This window comes from Actinoplanes sp. M2I2 (genome assembly GCF_023544445.1).
Taxonomy (GTDB): Bacteria; Actinomycetota; Actinomycetes; order Mycobacteriales; family Micromonosporaceae; genus Actinoplanes.
The window spans coordinates 263611-286616 of record NZ_JALPVJ010000007.1 but is presented as its reverse complement, the minus strand read 5'-3'; the positions used below and the strand labels follow the sequence as shown (position 1 = coordinate 286616).

At 71.4% G+C, this 23006-nt stretch carries 19 protein-coding genes; 9 read left to right on the top strand and 10 right to left on the bottom strand.

Translation table 11 applies throughout. The features are described 5' to 3' along the window. Positions 1-3: 3 nt before the first annotated feature. On the bottom strand, positions 4-1851 hold the full coding sequence (ilvD, locus tag HJC40_RS15830) for a dihydroxy-acid dehydratase (protein ID WP_250001840.1): 1848 nt from the start codon (positions 1849-1851) through the stop codon (positions 4-6). Positions 1852-1985: 134 nt separating this feature from the next. On the opposite strand from ilvD, the gene HJC40_RS15825 reads away from it, so the two are divergent. The 5 genes from HJC40_RS15825 to serA all read left to right on the top strand — a co-directional run bounded on the left by HJC40_RS15825 (position 1986) and on the right by serA (position 9852). Next, positions 1986-4316, top strand: a complete 2331-nt coding sequence (locus HJC40_RS15825) for a putative bifunctional diguanylate cyclase/phosphodiesterase (protein WP_374271890.1) — start codon at positions 1986-1988, stop codon at positions 4314-4316. Positions 4317-4529: 213 nt separating this feature from the next. Beyond that, positions 4530-6359: an acetolactate synthase large subunit gene (locus HJC40_RS15820; protein ID WP_250001839.1), complete on the top strand. Its 1830-nt coding sequence runs from the start codon at positions 4530-4532 to the stop codon at positions 6357-6359. A gap of 88 nt (positions 6360-6447) precedes the next feature. After that, positions 6448-6963: an acetolactate synthase small subunit gene (gene ilvN, locus HJC40_RS15815; RefSeq protein ID WP_250001838.1), complete on the top strand. Its 516-nt coding sequence runs from the start codon at positions 6448-6450 to the stop codon at positions 6961-6963. Positions 6964-6997: 34 nt separating this feature from the next. Further along, positions 6998-8011: a ketol-acid reductoisomerase gene (gene ilvC / locus HJC40_RS15810; protein ID WP_250001837.1), complete on the top strand. Its 1014-nt coding sequence runs from the start codon at positions 6998-7000 to the stop codon at positions 8009-8011. A 185-nt stretch (positions 8012-8196) separates the two neighbouring features. Next, positions 8197-9852: a phosphoglycerate dehydrogenase gene (gene serA / locus HJC40_RS15805; RefSeq protein ID WP_250001836.1), complete on the top strand. Its 1656-nt coding sequence runs from the start codon at positions 8197-8199 to the stop codon at positions 9850-9852. Here the strand turns inward: serA and HJC40_RS15800 are convergent. Next, positions 9788-10123, bottom strand: coding sequence for a hypothetical protein (locus HJC40_RS15800; protein WP_284043268.1), 336 nt, complete (start codon positions 10121-10123; stop codon positions 9788-9790). The two genes, serA and HJC40_RS15800, sit on opposite strands and share 65 nt — an antisense overlap. 395 nt (positions 10124-10518) lie before the next feature. Here HJC40_RS15800 and HJC40_RS15795 point away from each other — a divergent pair, with 395 nt between their 5' ends. Continuing rightward, positions 10519-11550, top strand: coding sequence for a 3-isopropylmalate dehydrogenase (locus HJC40_RS15795; RefSeq protein ID WP_250001834.1), 1032 nt, complete (start codon positions 10519-10521; stop codon positions 11548-11550). Between the two features lie 138 nt (positions 11551-11688). After that, complete coding sequence (locus tag HJC40_RS15790) at positions 11689-12786, top strand: branched-chain amino acid aminotransferase (protein WP_250001833.1); 1098 nt, start codon at positions 11689-11691, stop codon at positions 12784-12786. A gap of 25 nt (positions 12787-12811) precedes the next feature. Here HJC40_RS15790 and HJC40_RS15785 read toward each other — a convergent pair whose 3' ends face one another. After that, the gene (locus HJC40_RS15785) at positions 12812-13180 is read right to left on the bottom strand and encodes a hypothetical protein (protein WP_250001832.1); all 369 of its coding nucleotides are present in this window, start codon (positions 13178-13180) and stop codon (positions 12812-12814) included. A 60-nt stretch (positions 13181-13240) separates the two neighbouring features. Next, entirely contained in the window at positions 13241-13981 is a 741-nt protein-coding gene (locus tag HJC40_RS15780) for a tyrosine-protein phosphatase (RefSeq protein WP_250001831.1), read from the bottom strand. A 313-nt stretch (positions 13982-14294) separates the two neighbouring features. Here HJC40_RS15780 and cimA point away from each other — a divergent pair, with 313 nt between their 5' ends. Next, entirely contained in the window at positions 14295-15866 is a 1572-nt protein-coding gene (gene cimA / locus HJC40_RS15775; protein ID WP_250001830.1) for a citramalate synthase, read from the top strand. Next, complete coding sequence (locus tag HJC40_RS15770; protein WP_250001829.1) at positions 15863-16246, top strand: RidA family protein; 384 nt, start codon at positions 15863-15865, stop codon at positions 16244-16246. The genes cimA and HJC40_RS15770 overlap by 4 nt, the downstream gene beginning before the upstream one ends. Positions 16247-16248: 2 nt before the next feature. On the opposite strand, the gene thrS is transcribed toward HJC40_RS15770, so the two are convergent. From thrS to HJC40_RS15740, 6 genes are all read right to left on the bottom strand, one after another. Then, the gene (gene thrS / locus HJC40_RS15765) at positions 16249-17445 is read right to left on the bottom strand and encodes a threonine--tRNA ligase (RefSeq protein ID WP_250001828.1); all 1197 of its coding nucleotides are present in this window, start codon (positions 17443-17445) and stop codon (positions 16249-16251) included. A gap of 208 nt (positions 17446-17653) precedes the next feature. Beyond that, a complete protein-coding gene (locus HJC40_RS15760; protein WP_250001827.1) occupies positions 17654-18172 on the bottom strand; it encodes a GNAT family N-acetyltransferase in 519 nt (172 codons plus the stop codon). Then, positions 18169-19179 carry an endonuclease/exonuclease/phosphatase family protein gene (locus tag HJC40_RS15755; protein WP_250001826.1) on the bottom strand — a complete coding sequence of 337 codons (1011 nt, stop codon included), beginning with the start codon at positions 19177-19179 and terminating at the stop codon, positions 18169-18171. Before HJC40_RS15755 ends, HJC40_RS15760 begins: the two co-directional genes overlap by 4 nt. A 74-nt stretch (positions 19180-19253) precedes the next feature. Continuing rightward, positions 19254-20261: an endonuclease/exonuclease/phosphatase family protein gene (locus HJC40_RS15750; protein ID WP_250001825.1), complete on the bottom strand. Its 1008-nt coding sequence runs from the start codon at positions 20259-20261 to the stop codon at positions 19254-19256. Between the two features lie 52 nt (positions 20262-20313). Then, positions 20314-21660, bottom strand: coding sequence for a pitrilysin family protein (locus tag HJC40_RS15745; protein ID WP_250001824.1), 1347 nt, complete (start codon positions 21658-21660; stop codon positions 20314-20316). After that, positions 21657-22979, bottom strand: a complete 1323-nt coding sequence (locus HJC40_RS15740) for a pitrilysin family protein (protein WP_250001823.1) — start codon at positions 22977-22979, stop codon at positions 21657-21659. The genes HJC40_RS15745 and HJC40_RS15740 overlap by 4 nt, the downstream gene beginning before the upstream one ends. Between the last annotated feature and the right edge of the window lie 27 nt (positions 22980-23006).

The following is a 23006-nucleotide window of genomic DNA, read 5'->3' as shown; positions in this document are numbered from 1 at the left end:
GGCCTACTCGGGCACTCGCCGGTAGGCGCCGTCGCTCGCGCTGGTCGCCATCGACGCGTAGGCGCGCAAGGCGGCCGACACCGGACGCTGGCGGTCGACCGGGGAGTACGGCTTGGCCCGCCGCTCCTCCTCGTGCCGGCGCTGAGCCAGCTCCTCGTCGCCGACGTGCAGCGAGATGCTGCGGCCGGGGATGTCGATGGTGATCTCGTCGCCGGTCTGGACCAGCGCGATCAGCCCGCCGGCGGCCGCCTCGGGCGAGACGTGGCCGATGGACAACCCGCTGGTGCCGCCGGAGAACCGGCCGTCGGTGATCAGCGCGCACGCCTTGCCCAGGCCCCGGCCCTTGAGGAAGCTCGTCGGGTAGAGCATCTCCTGCATGCCGGGCCCGCCCTTGGGGCCCTCGTAGCGGATGACCACCACATCGCCCTCGACGACCTCCTTGCCGAGGATGCCGTCGACCGCGGCGTCCTGCGACTCGTAGACGCGGGCCGAGCCGGTGAACTTCCAGATCGACTCGTCGACGCCGGCCGTCTTGACCACGCAGCCGTCGGGGGCGAGGTTGCCGAACAGGATCGCCAGGCCGCCGTCGACGGTGTAGGCGTGCTCGACCGAGCGGATGCAGCCGTTCTCGCCGCTGGTGTCGAGCGTCGCCCACCGGTTCTCCGTGCTGAACGGCTGGGTGGTGCGCACGCCGCCGGGGGCCGCGTGGAAGAGCTCGAGCGCCGCCTCGGACGGGCTGCCGCCGCGGATGTCCCACTCGGCGAGCCAGGAGGGCAGATCAGGGGAGTGCACCGAGCGGACGTCGGTCTTGAGCGAGCCGCCGCGGTGGAGCTCGCCCAGCAGGGCCGGGATGCCACCGGCGCGGTGCACGTCCTCCATGTGGTATTTCGGGCTGTTCGGCGCGACCTTGGCCAGGCACGGCACCCGGCGCGAGATCGCGTCGATGTCGGCCACGCTGAAGTCGAGCCCGGCCTCGCGGGCGGCGGCCAGCAGGTGCAGCACCGTGTTGGTGGAGCCGCCCATGGCCACGTCGAGGGCGACGGCGTTCTCGAAGGCGGACCGGTTCGCGATGTTGCGCGGCAGGACCGACTCGTCGTCGTTCTCGTAGTACTCCTTGGCGATCTGGACGATCAGCTCGCCGGCCTTCTCGAACAGCTGCTTGCGCGAGGCGTGGGTGGCCAGGGTCGAGCCGTTGCCCGGCAGGGCCAGCCCGATCGCCTCGGTGAGGCAGTTCATCGAGTTCGCCGTGAACATGCCCGAGCACGACCCGCAGGTCGGGCAGGCCGAGCGCTCGATCGTGTCGAGCTGGGCGTCGGTGACCTTCTCGTTGGCGCTGGCGCTCATCGCGTCGACGAGGTCGAGCTTCTCGTGCACGATGCCCTCGATGGCGACCGTCTTGCCGGCCTCCATCGGGCCGCCGGAGACGAAGACGGTCGGGATGTTGAGCCGCAGCGCGGCGATCAGCATGCCGGGAGTGATCTTGTCGCAGTTCGAGATGCAGACCAGGGCGTCGGCGCAGTGCGCGTTGACCATGTACTCCACCGCGTCGGCGATCAGCTCGCGGCTGGGCAGCGAATAGAGCATGCCGCCGTGACCCATCGCGATGCCGTCGTCGACCGCGATCGTGTTGAACTCGCGGCCGACCCCGCCGGCCTCGGCGATCGAATCGGCGACCAGGCCGCCGAGGTCCTTGAGGTGCACATGACCCGGTACGAACTGGGTGTAGCTGTTGGCGATGGCCACGATGGGCTTGCCGAAGTCGTCGTCGGTCATCCCGGTGGCGCGCCACAAGGCACGCGCGCCGGCCATGGTCCGACCGTGGGTCGAGGTCCGGGAACGCAGGTCAGGCATCCCCTCAGTGTGCCACCGTCGGCGGTAAGGACCGCCAACTCCGTCCACAGGCCGGGATTTCGCCCTCGGGAAACCCCCGGGAAAGACCCGCCGGAGGGCTCGTTAAATAGATCAGCATCGGGCAGAGTGTTCCCGTGCCATCACCGTCCGGCGTGGAGCTGGCCGGGCTCGCGAGCCTTCTCGTCGCGGTCCCGGCTGTCGCCGTGCTCGGCAACTCCGGGCGCCGGCACACGGGCGCGGCCCGCCGGGCCCATCTCGCGCTGGCCGCGGGTGGCGCCATCGCCGCCGGGGCCGCGCTGGCCGGCCTGCTCAGTGTGCTGATGACCACGACCGCGCCGCCCCGGATGGCGCTCGGCACCGCGGTCGCCGCCGGCACCGCCATCGGCATCCTGATCCTGCTGATCGGCACGGCGATGCTGCCGGGCGCGGCCGAAAATCCCGGCGCGGCCCTGCGCCACCTGCTGGACGGCCTGGTCATCGCCGCGGCGATCTGGTTCGCCGGCTGGGTGCTGATCGCCGAGCCGACCCGCATCCTGGGCGACGCGACCCCGATGGCCTGCCCGTCGGTGCTGATCCCGACCGGCCTGGCGGTGCTCTCGCTCGGTCTCACCATCGTGCTCGCGCTGCACGCCCACCGGCCCCGGCTGACCACCGTACGGGTGGCCGGCGGGGTGACCCTGGTCGCCGCGGCCGCGGTCGCCCTGGCCGGCGGCATCTGCCAGGACGCGGACGGCGCCGCGCTGGCCGGCGCGCTGCTGCTGCCGACCGGCCTGTTCGTCATCGCGCGAGCGGTCAAGGTGGCCGACCGGCCGGTGACCGTGGTGGGCGACGTCACCGACCGCAGCACGGCCTACGCGGTGGTCCCGATGCTGGTGATGGTCGTCGCCCTCGGTTACCACCTGATCCGGGGCGGCGACTTCGACCTGTACGGCTTCGTGGGCGCCGCCGTCGAGGGCCTCGCGCTGGTCGGCCGGCAATATCTGGCCCTGGGCGACGTGCGCCGCTACACGCTGGAGCTGCGCTCGCGCGAGGCCCACTTCCGCGAGCTGGCGCACACCGATCCGCTGACCGGGCTGGCCAACCGCCGCGGTCTGCAACGGGCTCTGCGCGACAGCGGTGAGTCGCTGGTGCTGGTCGGCATCGACCTCGACGGCTTCAAGACGGTCAACGACATGCGCGGCCACGACGTGGGGGACGCGGTGCTCACCGAGGTCGGCCGGCGGCTGCAGCACAACCTGCTCGACGGCGACGTCGCCGCGCGCCTGGGCGGTGACGAGTTCGCGGTCCTCATGCGCGGCACGGCCGACGAGGCGATGCTGACCGCACACCGGCTGCTGGCCGTCCTGGGCGAGCCGTACGAGGTCGACGGGGGCTCGGTCTTCCTGTCGGCCAGCCTGGGGGTGGCCTCCACCGGGCCCGGCCCGGCCGACACGGGCGACATCATCCGCGACGCCGACCTGGCGCTGCGCTACGCGAAGCAGCGCGGCAAGAACCGCGTGGAGCGCTACCAGCAGCGGTACGACGAGTTGCTGCGCCGCCGCGGGACGCTGGAGAACGAGCTGCGCCACGCGATCGACCGCGAGCAGCTGCGGCTGGTCTTCCAGCCGGTGGTGGCGCTGCCGTCGACGCGGCCGGTGGGCGCCGAGGCGCTGCTGCGCTGGACCCACCCGACGCTCGGGGCGGTGCGGCCGGACGAGTTCATCCCGGTCGCCGAGGAGTCGGGGCTGATCAACCGGATCGGCGCCTGGGTGCTCGAGCAGGCCTGCGTCCAGCTCGCCGAGTGGCTGGCCCGGGGGCACGACGTCTGGGTGTCGGTCAACCTCTCGCCCAAGGAACTGCACGCGGCCGACTACGCGGGCCAGGTCGCCGATGTGCTCGAACGCCACGGGGTGCCGCCGCAGCGGCTGGTGCTCGAGGTGACCGAGCACGCCGTCGCCACCGACCTGGAAGAGCTGATCAGCCGCCTCACCGAGCTGCGGACCACCGGCGTCCGGATCGCGCTGGACGACTTCGGCGCCGGCTATTCGTCGCTCGGCCAGCTGCGGACGCTGCCGGTCGACATCCTCAAGATCGATCACGCGCTGGTGGCCGAGCCCGAGTCCCGGACGGGAACGGCCGCGCCGCTGGTCGACGTCGTCGTGCGGCTGGGGCACCGGCTCGGGCTCGAGGTGCTGGCCGAGGGCATCGGCACCCCGGCGCAGCGGGCCGTGGTCGAGGAGGCCGGCTGCCGGCTGGGTCAGGGCTCGCTGTTCGGCTGGGGCGTGCCGGCCGAACACCTCGAGGCGCAGTTGCGGACCCTGCGGCAGAGCCCGTCGCGGCCGGTGCCGGCACCGCGATCGGCCCCGCCCGCCGACGCCGCTCCGCGCAGCCAAGTGGTGATGCTCGGACCCGGAATGCGGCAGCTCAGGGCCCTGTTGCCCAGCGATCCGGGCTTCGCCGCCCCAACGGGTGAACGGGCCGAGTGATCAAAATATGGGATCAGTTGACTCACCGCGTGAGATGGGGCAAGGTTGGCAGCATGTGCTTCGCGTCCCGAGTACTTATGTGAGCGCACTCCAGCCGTCCTGAGACGGCGAGAGTGCGCCAGGTCCCGTGCTGTTACGGCACGAGGGCCTTTTTTGTTGCTCGCATACAGCTGCTCAGCCTGGACCGACCAACTTGAAAAGGTATGAAGTGCCATGACGAGACCCACTCCCGAGACTCTCGCCCACCGAGCCAACCCGGCCACTGTCGCGGCGGCCGCCAACCAGGCCCCGGCCGTAGCCTCCCCGGTTCCCACCACGGGCGCCGGCGCGCTCGTGCGGTCGCTCGAGGCGCTCGGGGTCGAGGTCGTGTTCGGCATCCCGGGCGGCGCGATCCTCCCGGCCTACGACCCGCTCTTCGACTCCAAGGTCCGGCACATCCTGGTGCGCCACGAGCAGGGCGCGGGGCACGCCGCCACCGGCTACGCGCAGGCCACCGGCCGGGTCGGCGTCTGCATCGCGACCAGCGGCCCGGGCGCGACCAACCTGGTCACGCCGATCGCCGACGCCTACATGGACTCGGTGCCGATCGTCGCGATCACCGGACAGGTGGCCCGGCCCGCGATCGGGACGGACGCCTTCCAGGAGGCCGACATCCAGGGCATCACGCTGCCCATCACCAAGCACAACTTCCTCGTGCAGACGCCCGAGGAGGTCCCGCGGATCCTGGCCGAGGCGTTCCACCTGGCCGCCACCGGCCGTCCCGGCCCGGTCCTGGTCGACATCCCCAAGGACGTGCTCCAGGCCCAGACCGCCTTCACCTGGCCGCCGACGCTCGACCTGCCGGGTTACCGCCCCACGCTGCACCCGCACGGCAAGCAGATCCGGGAGGCGGCCCGCCTGATCGCGGCGGCCAAGCGGCCGGTGCTCTACGTCGGCGGCGGCGTGCTCAAGGCCGGCGCCACCGACGGGCTGCGCAAGCTGGCCGAGATGACCGGCATCCCGGTCGTGACCACGCTGATGGCGCTCGGCGCGTTCCCCGACTCGCACCCGCAGCACCTGGGTATGCCCGGCATGCACGGCACCGTCCCGGCGGTCTACGCGCTGCAGAAGGCCGACCTGCTGATCACCCTGGGCGCGCGCTTCGACGACCGGGTCACCGGCAAGCTCGACTCGTTCGCGCCGGACGCCAAGGTCGTGCACGCCGACATCGACCCGGCCGAGATCGGCAAGAACCGGCACGCCGACGTCCCGATCGTGGGCGACGCCCGGCACGTGATCGACGAGCTGATCGCCGCGGTCTCCGCCGCGGCCGAGGGCGCGGGTCAGTACGAGCCGTGGTGGGCCACGCTGAACGAGCTGCGCGAGCGCTACCCGCTGGGCTACGAGGAGCCGACCGACGGCACCCTGGCCCCGCAGTACGTGATCGAGCGCATCGGCGAGCTGGTCGGCCCGGACGCCATCTACGTCGCCGGCGTGGGGCAGCACCAGATGTGGGCCTCGCAGTTCATCAGGTACGAGAAGCCCGCCACGTGGCTGAACTCGGGCGGCGCCGGGACCATGGGCTACGCCGTCCCGGCCGCGATGGGCGCCAAGGTCGGCAAGCCGGAGACCCCGGTCTGGGCGATCGACGGCGACGGCTGCTTCCAGATGACCAACCAGGAGCTGGCCACCTGCGCCCTGGAGGGCATCCCGGTCAAGATCGCCGTGATCAACAACGGCAACCTGGGCATGGTCCGGCAGTGGCAGACCCTGTTCTACGAGGGCCGCTACTCGAACACCGAGCTGGGCACCCACAAGCACCGCATCCCCGACTTCGTGAAGCTGGCCGAGGCGCTCGGGTGCATCGGCCTGCGCTGCGAGTCCAAGGACGACGTCGACAAGATCATCAAGCAGGCCATGGAGATCAACGACGCGCCCGTGGTCATCGACTTCACGGTCGGCAAGGACGCCATGGTGTGGCCGATGGTTCCGGCCGGCACCAGCAACGACGAGATCATGTTCGCCAGGGACGTGCGTCCCGCGTTCGAAGAGGACGACCTTTAGTTATGGCCGCCTGCACCGAGCAGCACCCAGCCGCACTTGACGACGGCCTCGCGCGCGAGGGCCAGAAGGACATGACCAGGAGGCTCAGGTGAACAAGCACACGTTGTCGGTGCTGGTGGAGAACAAGCCCGGTGTGCTGGCCCGGGTCAGCGGTCTGTTCTCGCGGCGCAGCTTCAACATCGATTCGCTGGCGGTGGGCGAGACGGAGAACCCGGACGTCTCCCGCATCACGATCGTGGTCAACGCCGACTCCTCACCCCTGGAGCAGGTGACCAAGCAGCTCAACAAGCTGGTGAACGTCCTGAAGATCGTCGAGCTGGACCCGCATCAGTCGGTTCAGCGCGAGCTTCTGCTGGTCAAGGTGCGCGCCGATCGCGTGCAGCGCAGCCAGGTGCTCGAGACGGTCGAGCTGTTCCGGGCGAAGGTGATCGACGTCGCTCCGGACACCCTCACGATCGAGGCCACCGGTAACCCCGACAAGCTGGACGCGTTGCTGCGCGACCTCGAGCCGTACGGCATCAAGGAGATGGTCCAGTCGGGCCTCGTGGCCATCGGCCGTGGTTCCCGCTCCATCACCACCGGGCCCGCCCTGCGCGCCGCCTGATTTCGCATTCCGGACTGAGACTGAAGAGGAACAAATGACCGCGGAAGTGTTCTACGACGACGACGCCGACCTGTCGATCATCCAGGGCAAGAAGGTCGCCGTGATCGGCTACGGCAGCCAGGGCCACGCCCACTCGCTGTCGCTGCGCGACTCGGGCGTCGAGGTGGTCGTGGGCCTGAAGGAGGGCTCCAAGAGCCGGGCCAAGGCCGAGGAGCAGGGCCTCGAGGTCAAGACGCCGTTCGAGGCGTCGGCCTGGGCCGACGTGATCATGGTGCTGGCGCCGGACACCGCGCAGCGCAAGATCTACGCCGAGTCGATCGCGCCCAACCTGACCGCGGGCAAGGCCCTCTTCTTCGGTCACGGTCTCAACATCCGGTTCGAGCTCATCAAGCCCCCGGCCGACGTCACCGTGGCCATGGTGGCGCCCAAGGGCCCGGGTCACCTGGTCCGCCGCCAGTACGTGGACGGCAAGGGCGTGCCGTGTCTGGTCGCCGTCGAGCAGGACCCGACCGGCGAGGGTCTCGCGCTCGCCCTCTCGTACGCGAAGGCGATCGGTGGCGCCCGCGCCGGCGTCATCAAGACGACCTTCAAGGAAGAGACCGAGACCGACCTGTTCGGCGAGCAGGCCGTGCTCTGCGGCGGCACCGCGGCGCTCGTCCAGACCGGCTTCGAGGTGCTCACCGAGGCGGGCTACGCCCCCGAGATCGCGTACTTCGAGTGCCTGCACGAGCTCAAGCTGATCGTCGACCTGATGTACGAGGGCGGCATCTCCCGCATGCGGTACAGCGTGTCGGACACCGCCGAGTTCGGTGACTACGTCAGCGGCCCGCGGGTCATCAACGCCGAGACCAAGGCCGAGATGAAGCGCATCCTCGGCGACATCCAGTCCGGCGAGTTCACCCGCCAGCTGATCGAGGACGACGACAACGGCGGCCCGCTGCTCAAGAAGTACCGCGAGCAGGGTGCCCAGCACCCCATCGAGGTCACCGGCAAGAAGCTGCGCGACATGATGAGCTGGGTCGACCGCCCCATCACCGAAACTGCCTGATTCGCCTCTCGGCCCGCTTTCCCGGCTCTCTGAGCCCGGAAGGCGGGCCGAAGTGTTTTCTGGAAATACGATCCCGACCCGGTGAGGCGCCGGCCGGCGCGCGGGAAAGGGTGACGCCGGCCTCCGGGACGCATACGATCGCATCGATCCCCAGCGATCCCCAGCGATCCCCGGAGGCTGCCCGCGTGACATCCGTCGTCCTGATCGCCGAGGAACTCGCCCCGTCCGCCGTCGACGTTCTCGCCCACGACTACGACGTCCGCCACGTCGACGGGGGTGATCGGGACGCGTTGCTGGGTCAGGTGGCCGAGGCCGAGGCCCTCATCGTGCGCAGCGTGACACGGGTCGACGCCGAGGTGCTCACGGCCGGCCGGCGCCTGCGGGTGGTGGCCCGGGCCGGGGTCGGTCTCGACAACGTCGACCTGGCCGCCGCGACCGCCCGCGGTGTCCTGGTGGTCAACGCGCCGACCAGCAACATCGTGTCGGCCGCCGAGCAGGCGATCGCGCTGCTGCTGGCCACCGCCCGGCACACGGCCGCGGCCACGGCCTCGCTCAAGGGCGGCCGGTGGCAGCGGTCGCGCTTCGTCGGCGTGGAGGTGCAGGGCAAGACGGTCGGCGTCGTCGGGCTCGGCCGCATCGGGGTGCTCTTCGCCCAGCGGATGGCCGCCTTCGGCACCCGGCTGATCGCCTACGACCCGTACGTGCAACCGGCCCGCGCGGCGCAGCTCGGCGTGCGGCTGGTCGGCCTGGACGAGCTGTTGCGGGAGAGCGACTTCATCTCCGTGCACCTGCCCCGTACGCCCGAGACCGTCGGACTGATCGGCGAGAAGGAGCTGGCCCTGGTGCGGCCGGGGGTGCGCATCGTGAACGCCGCCCGGGGCGGGCTGATCGACGAGGACGCGCTGGCCGCCGCGCTGCGCGAGGGGCGGGTGGCCGGCGCCGGGCTGGACGTGTTCGTCACCGAGCCGACCACCGACTCGCCGCTGTTCGGCTTCGACAACGTCGTCGTCACCCCGCATCTGGGCGCGTCCACGGCCGAGGCGCAGGACAAGGCCGGTCTGTCGGTGGCCCGCAGCGTGAAACTGGCGCTCGACGGCGAGTTCGTCCCCGACGCGGTGAACGTGCAGGCCGGCGGGGTGGTCGACGAGGACGTGCGGCCGCTGCTGGGCCTGGCCGAGAAGCTGGGCCGGGTCTTCACCGCGGTGGCCGGGCACGTCGCGGCGAGCGTGGCGGTGGAGGTCCGCGGCGAGATCGTGTCGCACGACGTGGGGGTGCTGCGGCTGGCCGCCACCAAGGGGCTCTTCACGGCGGTGGTGGACGAGCGGGTGACGTACGTGAACGCGCCGCAGCTGGCTGCCGACCGTGGTGTCGAGGTCGAGCTCGTGGTCAGCGACGAGCCGGTGGAGCAGCACAACCTGGTCACCGTGCGCGGCGTCCTGCCCGACGGCCGGTCGGTGAGCGTGGCCGGCACGTCGACCGTCCACGGCGCCCGGGAGATCGCCAAGCTGACCGGCCTGGACGACTTCGACCTGGATCTCAACGCCGACGGGGTGCTGCTGTTCTTCCGCTACAGCGACCGGCCGGGGGTCGTCGGCGCGATCGGCAGCATCCTGGGCGAGGCCGGGGTCAACATCGCCGCCATGCAGGTGGCCCGGCGCGAGGCCGGTGGCGAGGCGCTGATGTCTCTGACCGTCGACTCGTCGGTCGATCCCGAGCTGCTCTCCACGGTGGCGGCCGAGATCGGGGCCGAGCGGGGCAGCCTTGTCGACCTGCGGCTCAACGGGTCCGGACAGGCGGTGGATAGACCGTACCGTCCTGCAGATCCAGCAGGTCGAGGTTGAGTTCGGCGGCCAGCCGCTCGATCGTCTCGAGCACCTCGTCCGGGCAGTTCTCGTCGAGCCGCATCTGGATGTGGTCGGCCGCGGCGTGCAGCGGGGGGTGCGCCCACGGCGAGCCGGCCGCCGAGGCGCGTGGCCCACGGTCGGGATAACTGCTGGTCAGGGCGTCATAGAAGGCGACGACGCGCGGGTCGGCCGGGCGCTGCGGGTGCTCACCGCGCGCGCACCGCGCGTTGGCGGCCCGCACGGCGTCCGGCAGGTCCGTCTTGTCCATCGCCCACACCACGAGGTCGAAACTCACCGGCGCATGGTGCCATGTGGGCCGGAACATCCGGGCCGACACGCGGGGGATGCGTCTTGCGCGTCTTTAGTCCGCATCGCTAGCGTTGTCCGTGCCGCACGGTTCGCCGGCGGGCTCGTCTTCGGGTGACGTGTCCACTGTCGGGCCGCGTGGATCGGAGTATGTGGATAGCAGTATTTCGGCGGGACCGAGCCACGCGTACTCGTCGCAACAGCCCCCGTGACCGTTTGCCGCGGTCCGGGGGCTGTTCGCGTCCCGGTCGGCGTGTGCGAAACCGGCTTAACGTTCACTAGGTGGGACCGCTGTACCGAAGATCGAGACCGGCACGCTAGCCTGAGGCTCGCAGACCGATGACTGAGGGAGCAGACGTGAGCGTGGCGCGGATCGCGGTGGTGGCCGGCGACGGCATCGGTACCGAGGTGACCGCGCAGGCTCGCAAGGTCATCGAGGCCGTGCTCCCGGGCACCGAGTTCGACGACTACGACCTCGGCGCCCGCTTCTACAACCGCACCGGCGAGGTTCTGCCCCAGGCCATCCAGGACGAGCTGGCCCGGCACGACGCGATCCTGCTCGGCGCGATCGGCGACCCCAGCGTCCCGCCCGGCGTGCTCGAGCGCGGGCTGCTGCTCAAGCTGCGGTTCGACTTCGACCAGTACGTGAACCTGCGCCCCTCCAAGCTCTGGCCGGGCACCACCAGCCCGCTGGCCGGCGTCAAGCCCAGCGAGATCGACATGGTCGTGGTGCGCGAGGGTGTCGAGGGCCTCTACGTCGGCGCCGGCGGCGTCCTGCACAAGGACACTCCCGCCGAGGTCGCGACCGAGGAGAGCCTGAACACCCGGTACGGCGTCGAGCGGGTCATCCGTGACGCGTTCACCCGGGCCCAGCGCCGCGACCGCCGCCACCTGACCATGGTGCACAAGACCAACGTGCTGACCAAGGCCGGCGGTCTGTGGGCGCGCACGTTCGCCGCCGTGTCCGCCGAGTTCCCCGAGGTCACGACCGAATACCAGCACATCGACGCGGCCAGCATGTTCATGGTCAGCAACCCCCAGCGGTACGACGTGGTCGTGACCGACAACCTCTTCGGTGACATTCTCACCGACATCGCCGCTGCCGTTACCGGCGGCATCGGCATGGCGGCCAGCGGCTCCGTCAACCCGGAGCGTCAGTACCCGTCGACGTTCGAGCCGGTGCACGGCTCGGCGCCCGACATCGCCGGTCAGGGCATCGCCGACCCGGCGGCCGCCATCCTCTCCGCTTCGCTGCTGCTCGAGCACCTGGGCCACCACGACGAGGCCCGCCGAGTATCCGAGGCGGTCGCGGCCGAGGTCGCGTCCCGCACGACGGGCGCGCCGCTGCGTACCGCCGAAGTCGGCGACCGCATCGCCGCCGCGCTGTAGAGCCAAGCGGCAAACAGCGTCGGGGGCCTTCATCCGGCACGGTCTGTGGATTGAACGACCGTTCGGGTAGATTCAGGAAGCGCTACGGGTGCTTCCGCATGCCTCCATTCGTCTTGTCAGAAAGCAGGTCCACTTGTCATGAGCGGTGGTGACAACCTCGAGTTCGAGATTCGTCCGAACCCGGCACCCGTGGGCGACGCCGAGCGCGCAGCCCTGCTCGCGAACCCCGGCTTCGGCCGCATCTTCACCGACCACATGGTCACGATCCGCTATGCGGACGGCAAGGGTTGGTACGAGCCTCGCGTCGAGGCGCGGGCCCCGATCCCGATGGACCCGGCGTCCGCCGTGCTGCATTACGCGCAGGAGATCTTCGAGGGGCTGAAGGCGTACACGCTGCCCGACGGCGGGGTCGCGATGTTCCGCCCGGATGCCAACGCCGCCCGTTTCGCCCAGTCGGCGCAGCGGATGGCGATGCCGGCGCTGCCCGTCGAGACGTTCCTGCAGTCCCTGCGCGAGATCATCGCGATCGACCGGTCCTGGCTGCCGACCAGCGACGAGGGCAGCCTCTATCTGCGCCCGTTCGCGTACGCCAGTGAGGTCTTCCTCGGGGTGCGACCCGCGATGGAGTACCTCTACCTGGTCATCGCGTCGCCGGTCGGGCCGTACTTCTCCGGCGGCGTCAAGCCGGTCTCGGTGTGGGTGACCCCGGATTACACGCGCGCCGCCCCGGGCGGCACCGGCGCGGCGAAGTGCGGCGGCAACTACGCGGCCGGCCTGTCGGCTCAGGCCGAGGCCATCGAGCACGGCTGCGACCAGGTCGTCTACCTCGACGCGATCGAGCGCAAGTACATCGACGAGCTCGGCGGCATGAACGTGTTCTTCGTCCTCGACGACGGCACCCTGGTGACGCCGCCGCTGACCGGCACGATCCTGCCGGGCATCACCCGCGACTCGGTCATCAAGCTGGCCGGCCGGGCCGGCCGCCGGATCGAGGAGCGTCCGGTGAGCCTGGAGGAGTGGCGTTCGGGCGCCGCGTCCGGCCGCATCCGTGAGGCGTTCGCCTGTGGCACCGCGGCTGTCATCACGCCGATCGGCCAGATCAGGAGCGCCGATGACGAGTTCGTCGTCGCCGACGGCGGCACCGGCGAGGTGACCACCGAGCTGCGCAAGCAGCTGGTCGACATCCAGCGGGGCCGGGCCGAGGACCCGTTCGGCTGGGTCCACCGGGTTCTCTGACCCGGCCGGAGACCGCCCGAAAGCTCTACGACGCGCGGACAGCTCGGACGAATTCGTCGACCAGCCGATCCTGCTGGGCGCCGGAGGCGTCCGAGATCCGCAGCGTCCGGTCGCCGACCGACATCTCGACGGCGCGCGGAGCCGGGTTCCGTCCGACCCAGGAGCGGAACACGGTCATCATCTGGGTGAGTGCCTCGGCCGACCCGTCCAGCGAGACCTGGAGAGCTCCGACGAGGGCCACCTCCACGGCCCGGCTCGCCGGCGACGGCGCACCCGGCACCGGTTCGACGGTGTCCACATCGAGCTGCAACAGCTCCGAACGGACGCCGTGGATCAGGTAGTCGACCCGTTCCGCGTCGGCGCCGCCCTCGGCAATCCCGATCAGCATCTGCATCGCTCCAGCATGCGTGATGCATGCCCGGCAGTGTGCTCAGCTGACAGATGGACGACTGGGTTACTCCAACAGGTGAGTCCGCATCGAGGCGATCTCGGCGTCGGTCAGGCCGATGTCCCGGACGTAGTTCTCGATCGAGCCGTGCCGGTCGCGGATGTCGGACAGGAACATGAGCATCGCCGCGGGCGGTGAGTCGAACATGTGCTCGTTTCCCTGCACCGACTCGGGGTGGTGCTCGAGCAGGTAGGCGACGAGACGCTCCATCGCCTTGGTGGTCAGGGCGTAGTCGGCCGCGATGTCCTCGTCGGACACGCCGAGCAGGGACAGCGCGAGGGCACACACCGTACCCGTGCGGTCCTTGCCGGCCATGCAGTGGACGATCACCGGGGCGGCGGCGGGGTCGGCGATCAACCGCAGCGAGTCACGCAGACCCTCCCGGCCGTCCTCGGCGAAATTGAGGTAGCGGTCGGCCAGCCAGCGCTCGTGCAGCACGTCGTCGGGATGGGCGACCTCTTCCCAGTCGACGTGCCGGACCACGATGTTGTGATAGTCCAGGTCGTAGCGCTCGGCCACCCGGCCGTGCTTCTGCACCTCGAAGGGCCGGCGCAGGTCGATCACCGTACGCACGCCGAGCGCCTCGAAGGCCGCGGCGTCGTCCTCGCCGATCCGGCCGAGCGCGTCCGAGCGGTAGAGGCGTCGCCACCGGACGGTGCGGCCGTCCAGGCCGCTGTATCCGCCGACGTCGCGAAAGTTGTAGGTCGCCGAGAAGCCGAGATTCCGGGGGTGTTGTTCGACAGCCACGGAGCCAACGTAGCCGTCCTGTTCGATTTTCGCAGTGACGCGATCCCGCCCTGAGCGACCGTCCCGGCCGAGTCCCGGCCGAGTCCCGGCGGAGTCCCGGCCGAGTCCCGACGGCACCCGATCGAGGGACCGTGTCTCATCTGGTGGATTTCTTGTCCCAGACCGGCGACCTCGTGGCATGCTTCGGAACGTGACCCACACTGTGCTGATTATTCGCACCTAGCGCGCCGGCTGACTTCTTCGCCGACGTGCCGACCTCCCGCATCCGCGGGGGGTCTTTTTGTTGGTCACCACACTTCCGGAGGGACGCGTCATGGAGTACCAGGTCTTCGACACCACGCTGCGCGACGGCGGGCAGCGGGAGGGGATCAGCTACTCGGTCGCCGACAAGCTGGCGGTCGCGAAGCTGCTCGACGAGTTCGGCGTGGGCTTCATCGAGGGTGGCTGGCCCGGCGCGATGCCCAAGGACACCGAGTTCTTCGCCCGGGCCCGCACCGAGTTGGACCTGCGCAACGCCGTCCTGGTCGCGTTCGGGGCCACCCGCAAGGCCGGTGTCGACGTCGCGACCGATCCCCAGGTCCAGGCCCTGCTCGACGCCGAGACCCCGGTCGTGTGCGTGGTCGCCAAGAGCGACATCCGACACGTCGAGCGGGCGCTGCGCACCACCGGCGAGGAGAACCTCGCGATGGTCCGCGACACCGTCCGCCACCTGGTCGCCAACGGCCGTCGAGCCTTCGTCGACTGCGAGCACTTCTTCGACGGCTTCCGCTACGACCCGGAGTACACCGCCTCGGTCGTCCGGACGGCCATCGACGCCGGCGCCGAGCGGGTCGTCATGTGCGACACGAACGGCGGCATGCTTCCCTCGATGATCACCAAGGCGATCACCGAGGTGGTCGAGCGGACCGGCGTCACCCCCGACCTGCTCGGCATCCACTGCCAGAACGACACCTCGTGCGCCGTGGCCAACACCGTCGCCGCCGTCGAGGCCGGGGTCAAGCACTTCCAGTGCACTGCGAACGGCTACGGCGAGCGCCCGGGCAACGCCGATCTGTTCGCCACCGTCAGCAACCTCCAGCTCAAGCTCGGGCTGGCCGTCCTACCGGACGGCTGCCTGGAGAAGGCGACGCGGGTGTCCTCCGCGCTCGCCGAGATCGCCAATATCGCCCCCGACACCCACCAGGCCTATGTCGGGGCCGCTGCCTTCGCTCACAAGGCGGGGTTGCACGCGAGTGCGATCAAAGTGGATCCGCTGCTCTACAACCACGTCGACCCGTCGGTAGTGGGCAACGACATGCGGATCCTGGTGACCGAGATGGCCGGCCGGGCCAGCATCGAGCTCAAGAGCCGCGAGCTCGGGATCGACCTGGCCGGCCACTCGGACACGCTCAGCACGGTCACCCGCCGGGTCAAGGACCTGGAGGCCGGGGGCTGGTCGTTCGAGGCCGCCGACGCCTCGTTCGAGCTGCTGGTCCGGGGCGAGCTGCCCGGCCACGCCTTCCCCAAGCCGTTCACCCTGGAGTCCTACCGGGTGCAGGTCGAGCACCGCGAGGACGGCGCCGTGGTCAGCGAGGCCACGGTCAAGGTCCGCGTACGCGGTGAGCGCGTCATCGCCACGGCCGAGGGCAACGGCCCGGTCAACGCGCTCGACGAGGCCCTGCGGGTCGCGCTGACGCAGTACTACCCGCAGCTCAAGAACTTCGAGCTGACCGACTTCAAGGTCCGCATCCTCGAGGGCAGCCACGGCACCAACGCGATCACCCGGGTGCTGCTCGAGACCGGTGACGGCGACCGCGACTGGACGACCGTCGGCGTGCACGAGAACATCGTCGAGGCCAGCTGGATCGCCCTGGTCGACGCGCTCACCTACGGTCTGGCCGAGTGAGGCGCATCGTCAGCGGTTCCTCGTTCGAGGAGCAGATCGGCTACGCCCGGGCCGTGGTCGACGGGGACCGCGTCCACGTCTCGGGCACCACCGGCTTCGACTACGCCACGATGACGATCGCCGACGGCGTGGTCGAGCAGGCCCGGCAGGCGCTGCGCAATATAGAGGCCGCGCTGACCGAGGCGGGCAGCTCGCTCGCCGACGTCGTGCGCGTCCGCTATCTGCTGCCCGACCGGGCCGACTTCGAGCCGTGCTGGCCGCTGCTGCGCGAGACCTTCGGCGCGGTCCGCCCGGCCGCCACCATGCTGGTGTGCGGCCTGGCCGACCCGCGGATGCGCATCGAGATCGAGGTCGACGCCAGGGTCTCGCTTCCGAGCTGACGTCAGGGTCTCGCCTCCGAGCTGAGCAGTTCCACGGCCGCGGCCACCGGCAGGGGCTCCAGCCGGCGGCCGTCGCGATGCCGCAGGGCCACGAGGCCGTCGGGCGCCTCGCGGCTGCCGATCACCCCGGCGTACGGGATCTTGCGCTCTGCGGCCGACCGGACGCGTGAGCCGATCGAGCCGCCGGACCAGGCCTCGGCCCGCAGCCCGGCGGCCAGCGCGGCCCGTACAAGGGCGTTCGCGGCCTCGCTCTGGTCGTCCGACACCGGCAGGACGGCGAGCTGCACCGGGGCGTACCAGAGCGGGAACCCGCCCCCGTGCACCTCGATCAGATGCGCGAACAGCCGCTCCAGGGAACCGGCCAGGCTGCGGTGCACCATCACCGGGCGCGACCGCCCGCCCGACGCGTCCGCGTATTCCAGGCCGAACGCGGCCGGCTGGTGATAGTCGATCTGGATGGTGGCGAGGCTCCACTCGCGGCCAGCCGGGTCGGCGACCTGGACGTCGATCTTCGGGCCGTAGAAGGCGGCTTCGCCCGGCGCCTCGACGAAGTCCACCCCGGCGTCGTGGAGGGCCTCGCGCAGCAGCCGCTCCGCCGAGGCCCAGCCGTCCGCGTCCCCGCCGTACTTCCCGCCCTCGCCGCGCAACGAGAGCTGGAACGACGACGGGACGATGCCGAGCGCGGCGTGCGCCTGCCGCATCAGCCGCAGTACGCCGGCCACCTCCTCGCCGGCCTGGGCGGCGCCGCAGAAGATGTGCGCGTCGTTGAGCTGGATGGCCCGCACCCGGGACAGCCCGCCCAGCACCCCGGAACGCTCCGAGCGGTACATCGGCCCGAGCTCGGCGATGCGCAGCGGCAGGTCGCGGTACGAGCGTCCCCGGGACTTGTACATCAGCGCGTGGTGCGGGCAGATGCTCGGCCGCAGCACGAGCTCGTCGCCGCCCATCGGCATCGGCGGGAACATGTCCTCGGCGAAGTTGCGCCAGTGCCCGGACAGCTCGAAGAGCTGCCGCTTGCCCAGCGCCGGCGAGTACACGTGCTGGTAGCCGTGGCGGCGCTCGAGGTCGTGCAGATAGGACTCGACCGCGTGCCGGGACGCGGCGCCGGCGGGCAGCCAGAACGGCAATCCGGCGCCGATCAGCGGGTCCGAGTCGAAGAGGTCGAGTTCGCGGCCGATCTTGCGGTGGTCGAGGTGCATGGGAGGTCTCCTCCTGAACGGGGGCGAGACGTCCGGGCACCCGAAACGGCCCCGGGCAGCTCGCCCGGGGCCGTGTCGGCGCTGTGGTCAGGTCAGCGCGAACGAACGCCGGGACGTCCCGGCGTCGTCGTGCGCTGCCTGAAGCTCATGCCGCCGATGCTAGACCGATGCCGGTTCCGGAGGCATCCGCATTATCGGCCGCTCGGGCTCAGTCGTCGGCCAGGCGCTGGAACAGGATGTGGTCGCGCCAGGCCCCGGCCACCCACAGGTAGCGCGGCGCCAGGCCGAAGCGCCGGAACCCGTTCTTCTGCAGGACGCGTTGCGAGCCGGTGTTGTCGACGAGCGTGCCGGCCTCGACGCGGTGCAGGCCCAGCTCGTCGAAGGCCAGGCGGACGACCCGGCCGACCGCCGCGGTGGCGACACCGCGGCCGTTCGCGTCCCGCGACACCCAGTATCCGAGGCTGCCGGACAGGAACGGGCCGCGGGCGATGTTGGTGATCGCGATCCGCCCGACGAGCCGGCCGTCGTCGACGATGGCGTGCGGCACCGACGAGCCGGCCTCGTGCTGGCGCAGCAGCTCGGTCAGCACCCGCCGCTGGCCGCCCTCGGTGAAGTACTCCTCGGACCTGTCGGGCTCCCACGGCGCCAGGAACTCCCGGTTGGCCCGCAGCCGTTCGGCCATCTCGGCCGCGTCGCCGACCGTGAGCAGTCTCGTGGTGACGGTCATCGCGCCGGCGGGACGGTGAGACCGGCGATGACCGCGCGGTGGTCGCTGCCGGGGATCGGGTGAATGCTGACCTCGCGGACGCCGATCCGCTCGTCCACGAGCACGTGGTCGATCGTCACCGGCGGGATCGGGTCGCCGTCGTACGGCCCCCAGGTGCCGATCAGCCCCTTGCCGGTGGCGTCCGCGGCGTCGCGGTAGCCGCGCGAGATGAGCTCGCGCAGCGGGGCGTGATCGAGCGTCGCGTTGAAGTCGCCCAGGAGGATCCGCGGGACCTCGCTCCGGTCGGCCCGCGGCTCGGCCAGCAGGTCCTGGCGCCACTGCTTCAGCACCGAACTGGCGTAGGGGGCCAGCGGGTGCGCCGACTCCACGACGACCGGCCCGGCGCCCGGCACGTCGACGGTGGCATGGGCCTGCATGAAGCCACCGCCGTTGCGCTCGGCGCCCGGCGCGGTGATCGGGTAGCGCGAATAGACCCCGGAGCCGTCCGCCTTCGGCTCGTCGGCAAGGGACGAGTACGGCAGGAGCGCGCCCAGCCCGGCCGCGGCCAGGGCCTCCTTGCCCTCGGTGGTGAACTCCTGCACCGCCAGCACGGCGATGTCGTGCTCGCTGACCAGCTTGACGATCGTGGCCGCGTCGGCCCCGCCGAAAAGCATGTTCGACGTCATCACATTGAGCCGCACGCCGACCGTCGGTCCCTGGTCGCGGCTCGGCACGGCCCGCGGCGCGACGGCCGAGGCGAGCAGGATCGCGATCAGGACGGCGACCGCGCCGACGGTCCACCGGCGGGTGACGAGCGCCAGCACGGCGGGCACCCAGGCGGCCGCCGCGACGTAAGGCGTGAAGGCGAACAACTGGACCACCGGCCCGCGTTCCCAGCCACCGAGGCGGATCACGGCCCAGACCAGGAACGGCACGAGGAAGAGCCAGAACAGCACGGTCAGCGCGGCCTTTCGTCGTCGTCGGGGGCCGGCCTCCCGACCGGCGCGCGGCGCGCTGATGATCGTCATGGCGGCGAGGTTAGCGACCCCACGCCAGACCAACTATGACTCAGGACATGCGCGGCCGGCCTGGCCCGCCCCGGTCAGGCCGCGGGCAGGACCACCGAGGCGACCACGGCCCGGTGGTCGCTGCCGGTCACCCCGTGCACCTGAACGTCCCTGACCCCGATGCGCCGGTCGACCAGTACGTGGTCGAGTGTCACCGGCGGGATCGGCAGCTTGTCGTACGGGCCCCAGGTGCCGATCAGGCCCTTGCCCGCGGCGTCGGCGGCGTCCCGGTAGCCGCGCGAGACGGCGTCGCGCAGGGGAGCGTGGTCGAGCGTCGAGTTGAAGTCGCCGAGCAGAAGCGTCGGCACGCCGCCCGAGTCGGCCGGGGGCAGCGCCGCGAGATCGCTCCGCCAGGCGTCCTCGGCCCGCAGGGCGTACGGCGCGAGCGGGTGGACCGACTCGACGAGGACGGGCCCGGCGCCCGGCGGCTGGATCGTCGCGTACGCCTGCATGTTGCCGTCCTGCAGCCCGCCGCCGTCACCGCGGCGCGAGGCCTGGCCGGTCAGCGGGAAACGGGAGTAGAGCCCCGATCCGGTGGTGCCGACCTCGTCGGCCAGCGCGTGGTAGGGCAGCAGGTCGTCGAGGCCGGCCGCGCTCAGCCCGGCCGCCGACCGGGGCGTGAACTCCTGCACCGCGAGCACGGCGACGTCGTGCCGGCGCACCAGACCCACGACCGCCGCCGGGTCGGCCGCGCCGATGAACATGTTGACCGTCATGACGGTCAGCGGCACCCCGGTGGCCGGACCCCGGTCGGCGTCGGGCAGAGCGCGGGGCAGCACCGTCACGGCGAACAGCACCGCGGTCACCGCGGCCACCGCCGCGATCAGCCACCGGCGGGACCACAGCGTGACGCCCAGCACGATCAACGACCACAGGGCCGCGTACGGCGTGAAGGCGACCAGCTGCACCAGGACACCACGTTCCCAGCCGAACAGCCGGACCACCGCCCAGACGAGGCCCGGCAGGGTCAGCAGCAGGAGCAGCGCGGTGCGCCGCAGCCGCCGACCCGGCCGGACCCCGGGCGGTGTCGTGGTGATCGTCATGGCGGCCAAACTATCGGCCTGACCTTGCCGATCACTGAGAACGACGCGTGATTCAGATCTCCGCGTCGACCACGTCACCGATCTGCGCGGCGACCAGCTCGTCGCGGATGACCGCCGCGTCCCCCTCGATGACCAGGGTCAGCCCGTTCGGCCGCAGGTGGGCCGCGGCGGCCGCCGACACCTCGGCCAGCGGGGTCTCGAGGTACTGCCGGCGCAGGGTCGCGTAGTAGTCGTCGGGCAGGCCGTGGACGACCAGCGTGCTGAGCGCGCCGACGATCGAGCCGGGCGTCTGCATCTCGACCGACAGCTGACCGGCCCGCCATGCCCGGGCCACCGCCAGCTCGTCCTCGGTCACCCCGGACTCCTGCGTGCGGGCGATCTCGCCGAGCGTGTCGACGACGGCCGGCACCGTCACCGCGGTCTGCACGCCCGCGGCCACCTCGAAGCGGCCGAAGCGCCGGCTCATCGCGTAGGAGCCGCGAATGCCGTACGTGTAGCCCTTGACCTCGCGGATCAGGTGGTTCAGGCGGGACGTGAAGGCACCGCCGAGCACGGTCGCGGCCAGCGTCATCGCCACGTAGTCGGGCGTGGCCCGCTCGGGCGCCCGGTGACCGAGGCGCAGCGTGGACTGCACCGAACCGGGCCGGTCGACCAGGATGATCCGGCGCTCGGCCCGCACCGGCACGCCCAGCGGCGGCTCGACGGTGAGGGCGTCGCCCCCGGTGCCGGCGAAGGCGGCCTGGCCCAGCGCCTCGAGGTCGAGCGTGCCCAGGTCGCCGGCGACCAGCAGCACGCCCGGACGGCGCAGCCAGGCCTGGTGGAAGGCGAGCACGTCGTCGACCGACACGGCGGCCACCGAAGCGGGATCGCCGTGCATCGGGCGGCCGAACCGCTCGGCCGCGCCGAACAGGTCGGCCCGCAGCGCGGCGTCGGCCCGCGGACCGGGCTGGGCCCAGTCCATCCGCAGCGCGGTCACTTCGTCGTCGCGCACCCGGTTGACGTCGTCCGGGTCGAGCCGCGGCGTGCGGACCGCCTCGGCGGCCAGCCGCATCGCGTCGAGCAACTGGGGCACCGGGGCCGAGACGCCGACCCGGAAGGTGTCCCAGTCGACGCCGGGCGACAGCTCGGCGCCGAGGCTCTCCAGGGCCAGGGCGTACGCGGCGGAGTCGCGCTCGGTCGTGCCCTCCTCGAGCGATTTGGCCAGGACGGTGGCCGTGCCCTCGCGGCCGGCGCTCTCACGGGCGGCGCCGGCGTCGAGCAGCAGCATGGCGCTGGCCAGGGCCTGCCCGGGCAGGTGGGCGCCGATCACGGTGCCGCCGGCGACGGTCACCCGCTGCAGGTCGGGGAACGTGTAGGGGCGGGCCTCGCCCGGATCGGGGCGGGTGGCGATGAGCGTCATGCGGATTCCCCGTTCGTCTCGGGCAGGTAGGTCAGGGTCACCCGGGACTCGGGCTTGAGGGCGTACGCGGCCGCCTCGGTGACGTCGTCGGCGGTCACCGCGAGCCACTGGGGCAGGCGGTACGCGGCGCTGGCGGGATCGCCGAACTGGGTCGCGTACCGGCCCAGGGTGTCGGCCCGGCCGCCCACCGTGGACACCTGCCGCCACCACGCGGTGGTCAGCAGCGCCTTGGCCCGGGACAGCTCCTGCTCGGTGACCGGCTCGGTGACCAGGCTGCCGATCACCTCGGACAGGCCCTCCTCGAGCGTCTCGACCGGGACGCCGTCCTTGGCCGTCGCCGTGACGATCAGCGGGGCGGGCGCGTGCGCCAGGTCGACGCCGTACGCGCCGATGTAGTCGGGCTGGGCGATCCGGGCGCCGTCGGCCAGGCGCTGGTAGAGCCGGCTGCCCCGGCCGTTGCCGAGCACGGCGGCGAGCACGGTGACCGCGTCGTACCCGGCCGTGCCGAACTGGTGGGTGCGGTGCGACAGATAGAGGCGGGGCGCCGGGACGTCCGCGGTGACCGTCTCGCGCACCGGCGAGGTGGCCGGGCCGGGCAGGTGGCTGCCGGGCGCGGGCGGGATCGAGGCCACCGGCTCGAGCAGGCCGAAGTACTTCTCGGCCAGCGCGAACACCTCGGCCGGCGAAGCGTCCCCGGCCACCGTGAGCACGGCGTTGTTCGGCGCGTAGTAGCGCTGGTGGAACTCCTTGAACGTCTCCAGCCCGGCCGCGTTCAGGTCTTCCATCGAGCCGATGGTGGCGTGGTGGTAGGGGTGCCCCTCGGGATAGAGCAGGGCCAGCAACCGCAGCCAGGCGTCGCCGTAGGGCACGTTCTCGTAGCGCTGGCGGCGCTCGTTCTTGACGACCTCGCGCTGGTTGTCCAGCGTTTCCTGGGTGAGCGCGGGCACCAGCCCGCCCATCCGGTCGGCCTCGAGCCAGAGCGCGAGCTCCAGATGCTCGGCCGGCATGGTCTCGAAGTAGTTGGTGCGGTCGGGGTTGGTGGTCGCGTTGAGCGAGCCGCCGTTGCCTTGCACGAGACGCATGTGCTCGGTCTTGGCGACGTGCTGCGAGCCCTCGAACATCAGGTGCTCGAAGAGGTGCGCGAAGCCGGTCTGCCCGGCCGGCTCGTGGCGGGAGCCGACGTCGTACCAGAGATTGACGCAGACCACCGGGGCGGTCCTGTCCTCACTGACCACGACCCGGAGGCCGTTGTCGAGACGCGTGGTTTCGATGGGCCACGGATAGCCGGTCGCGACTGCCGGCGCGCTTGGTGACGTCACCCACCCATACTGCCCTGTGCGCGTGCC

Excerpts from the sequence above, each read along its gene's own strand:
- ilvD (WP_250001840.1), bottom strand. The coding sequence starts at position 1,851 with ATGCCTGACCTGCGTTCCCGGACCTCGACCCACGGTCGGACCATGGCC.
- HJC40_RS15820 (WP_250001839.1), top strand. The coding sequence starts at position 4,530 with ATGACGAGACCCACTCCCGAGACTCTCGCCCACCGAGCCAACCCGGCC.
- ilvC (WP_250001837.1), top strand. The coding sequence starts at position 6,998 with ATGACCGCGGAAGTGTTCTACGACGACGACGCCGACCTGTCGATCATC.
- HJC40_RS15800 (WP_284043268.1), bottom strand. The coding sequence starts at position 10,123 with ATGGACAAGACGGACCTGCCGGACGCCGTGCGGGCCGCCAACGCGCGG.
- HJC40_RS15790 (WP_250001833.1), top strand. The coding sequence starts at position 11,689 with ATGAGCGGTGGTGACAACCTCGAGTTCGAGATTCGTCCGAACCCGGCA.
- HJC40_RS15785 (WP_250001832.1), bottom strand. The coding sequence starts at position 13,180 with ATGCAGATGCTGATCGGGATTGCCGAGGGCGGCGCCGACGCGGAACGG.
- cimA (WP_250001830.1), top strand. The coding sequence starts at position 14,295 with ATGGAGTACCAGGTCTTCGACACCACGCTGCGCGACGGCGGGCAGCGG.
- thrS (WP_250001828.1), bottom strand. The coding sequence starts at position 17,445 with ATGCACCTCGACCACCGCAAGATCGGCCGCGAACTCGACCTCTTCGAC.
- HJC40_RS15760 (WP_250001827.1), bottom strand. The coding sequence starts at position 18,172 with ATGACCGTCACCACGAGACTGCTCACGGTCGGCGACGCGGCCGAGATG.
- HJC40_RS15755 (WP_250001826.1), bottom strand. The coding sequence starts at position 19,179 with ATGACGATCATCAGCGCGCCGCGCGCCGGTCGGGAGGCCGGCCCCCGA.
- HJC40_RS15750 (WP_250001825.1), bottom strand. The coding sequence starts at position 20,261 with ATGACGATCACCACGACACCGCCCGGGGTCCGGCCGGGTCGGCGGCTG.
- HJC40_RS15745 (WP_250001824.1), bottom strand. The coding sequence starts at position 21,660 with ATGACGCTCATCGCCACCCGCCCCGATCCGGGCGAGGCCCGCCCCTAC.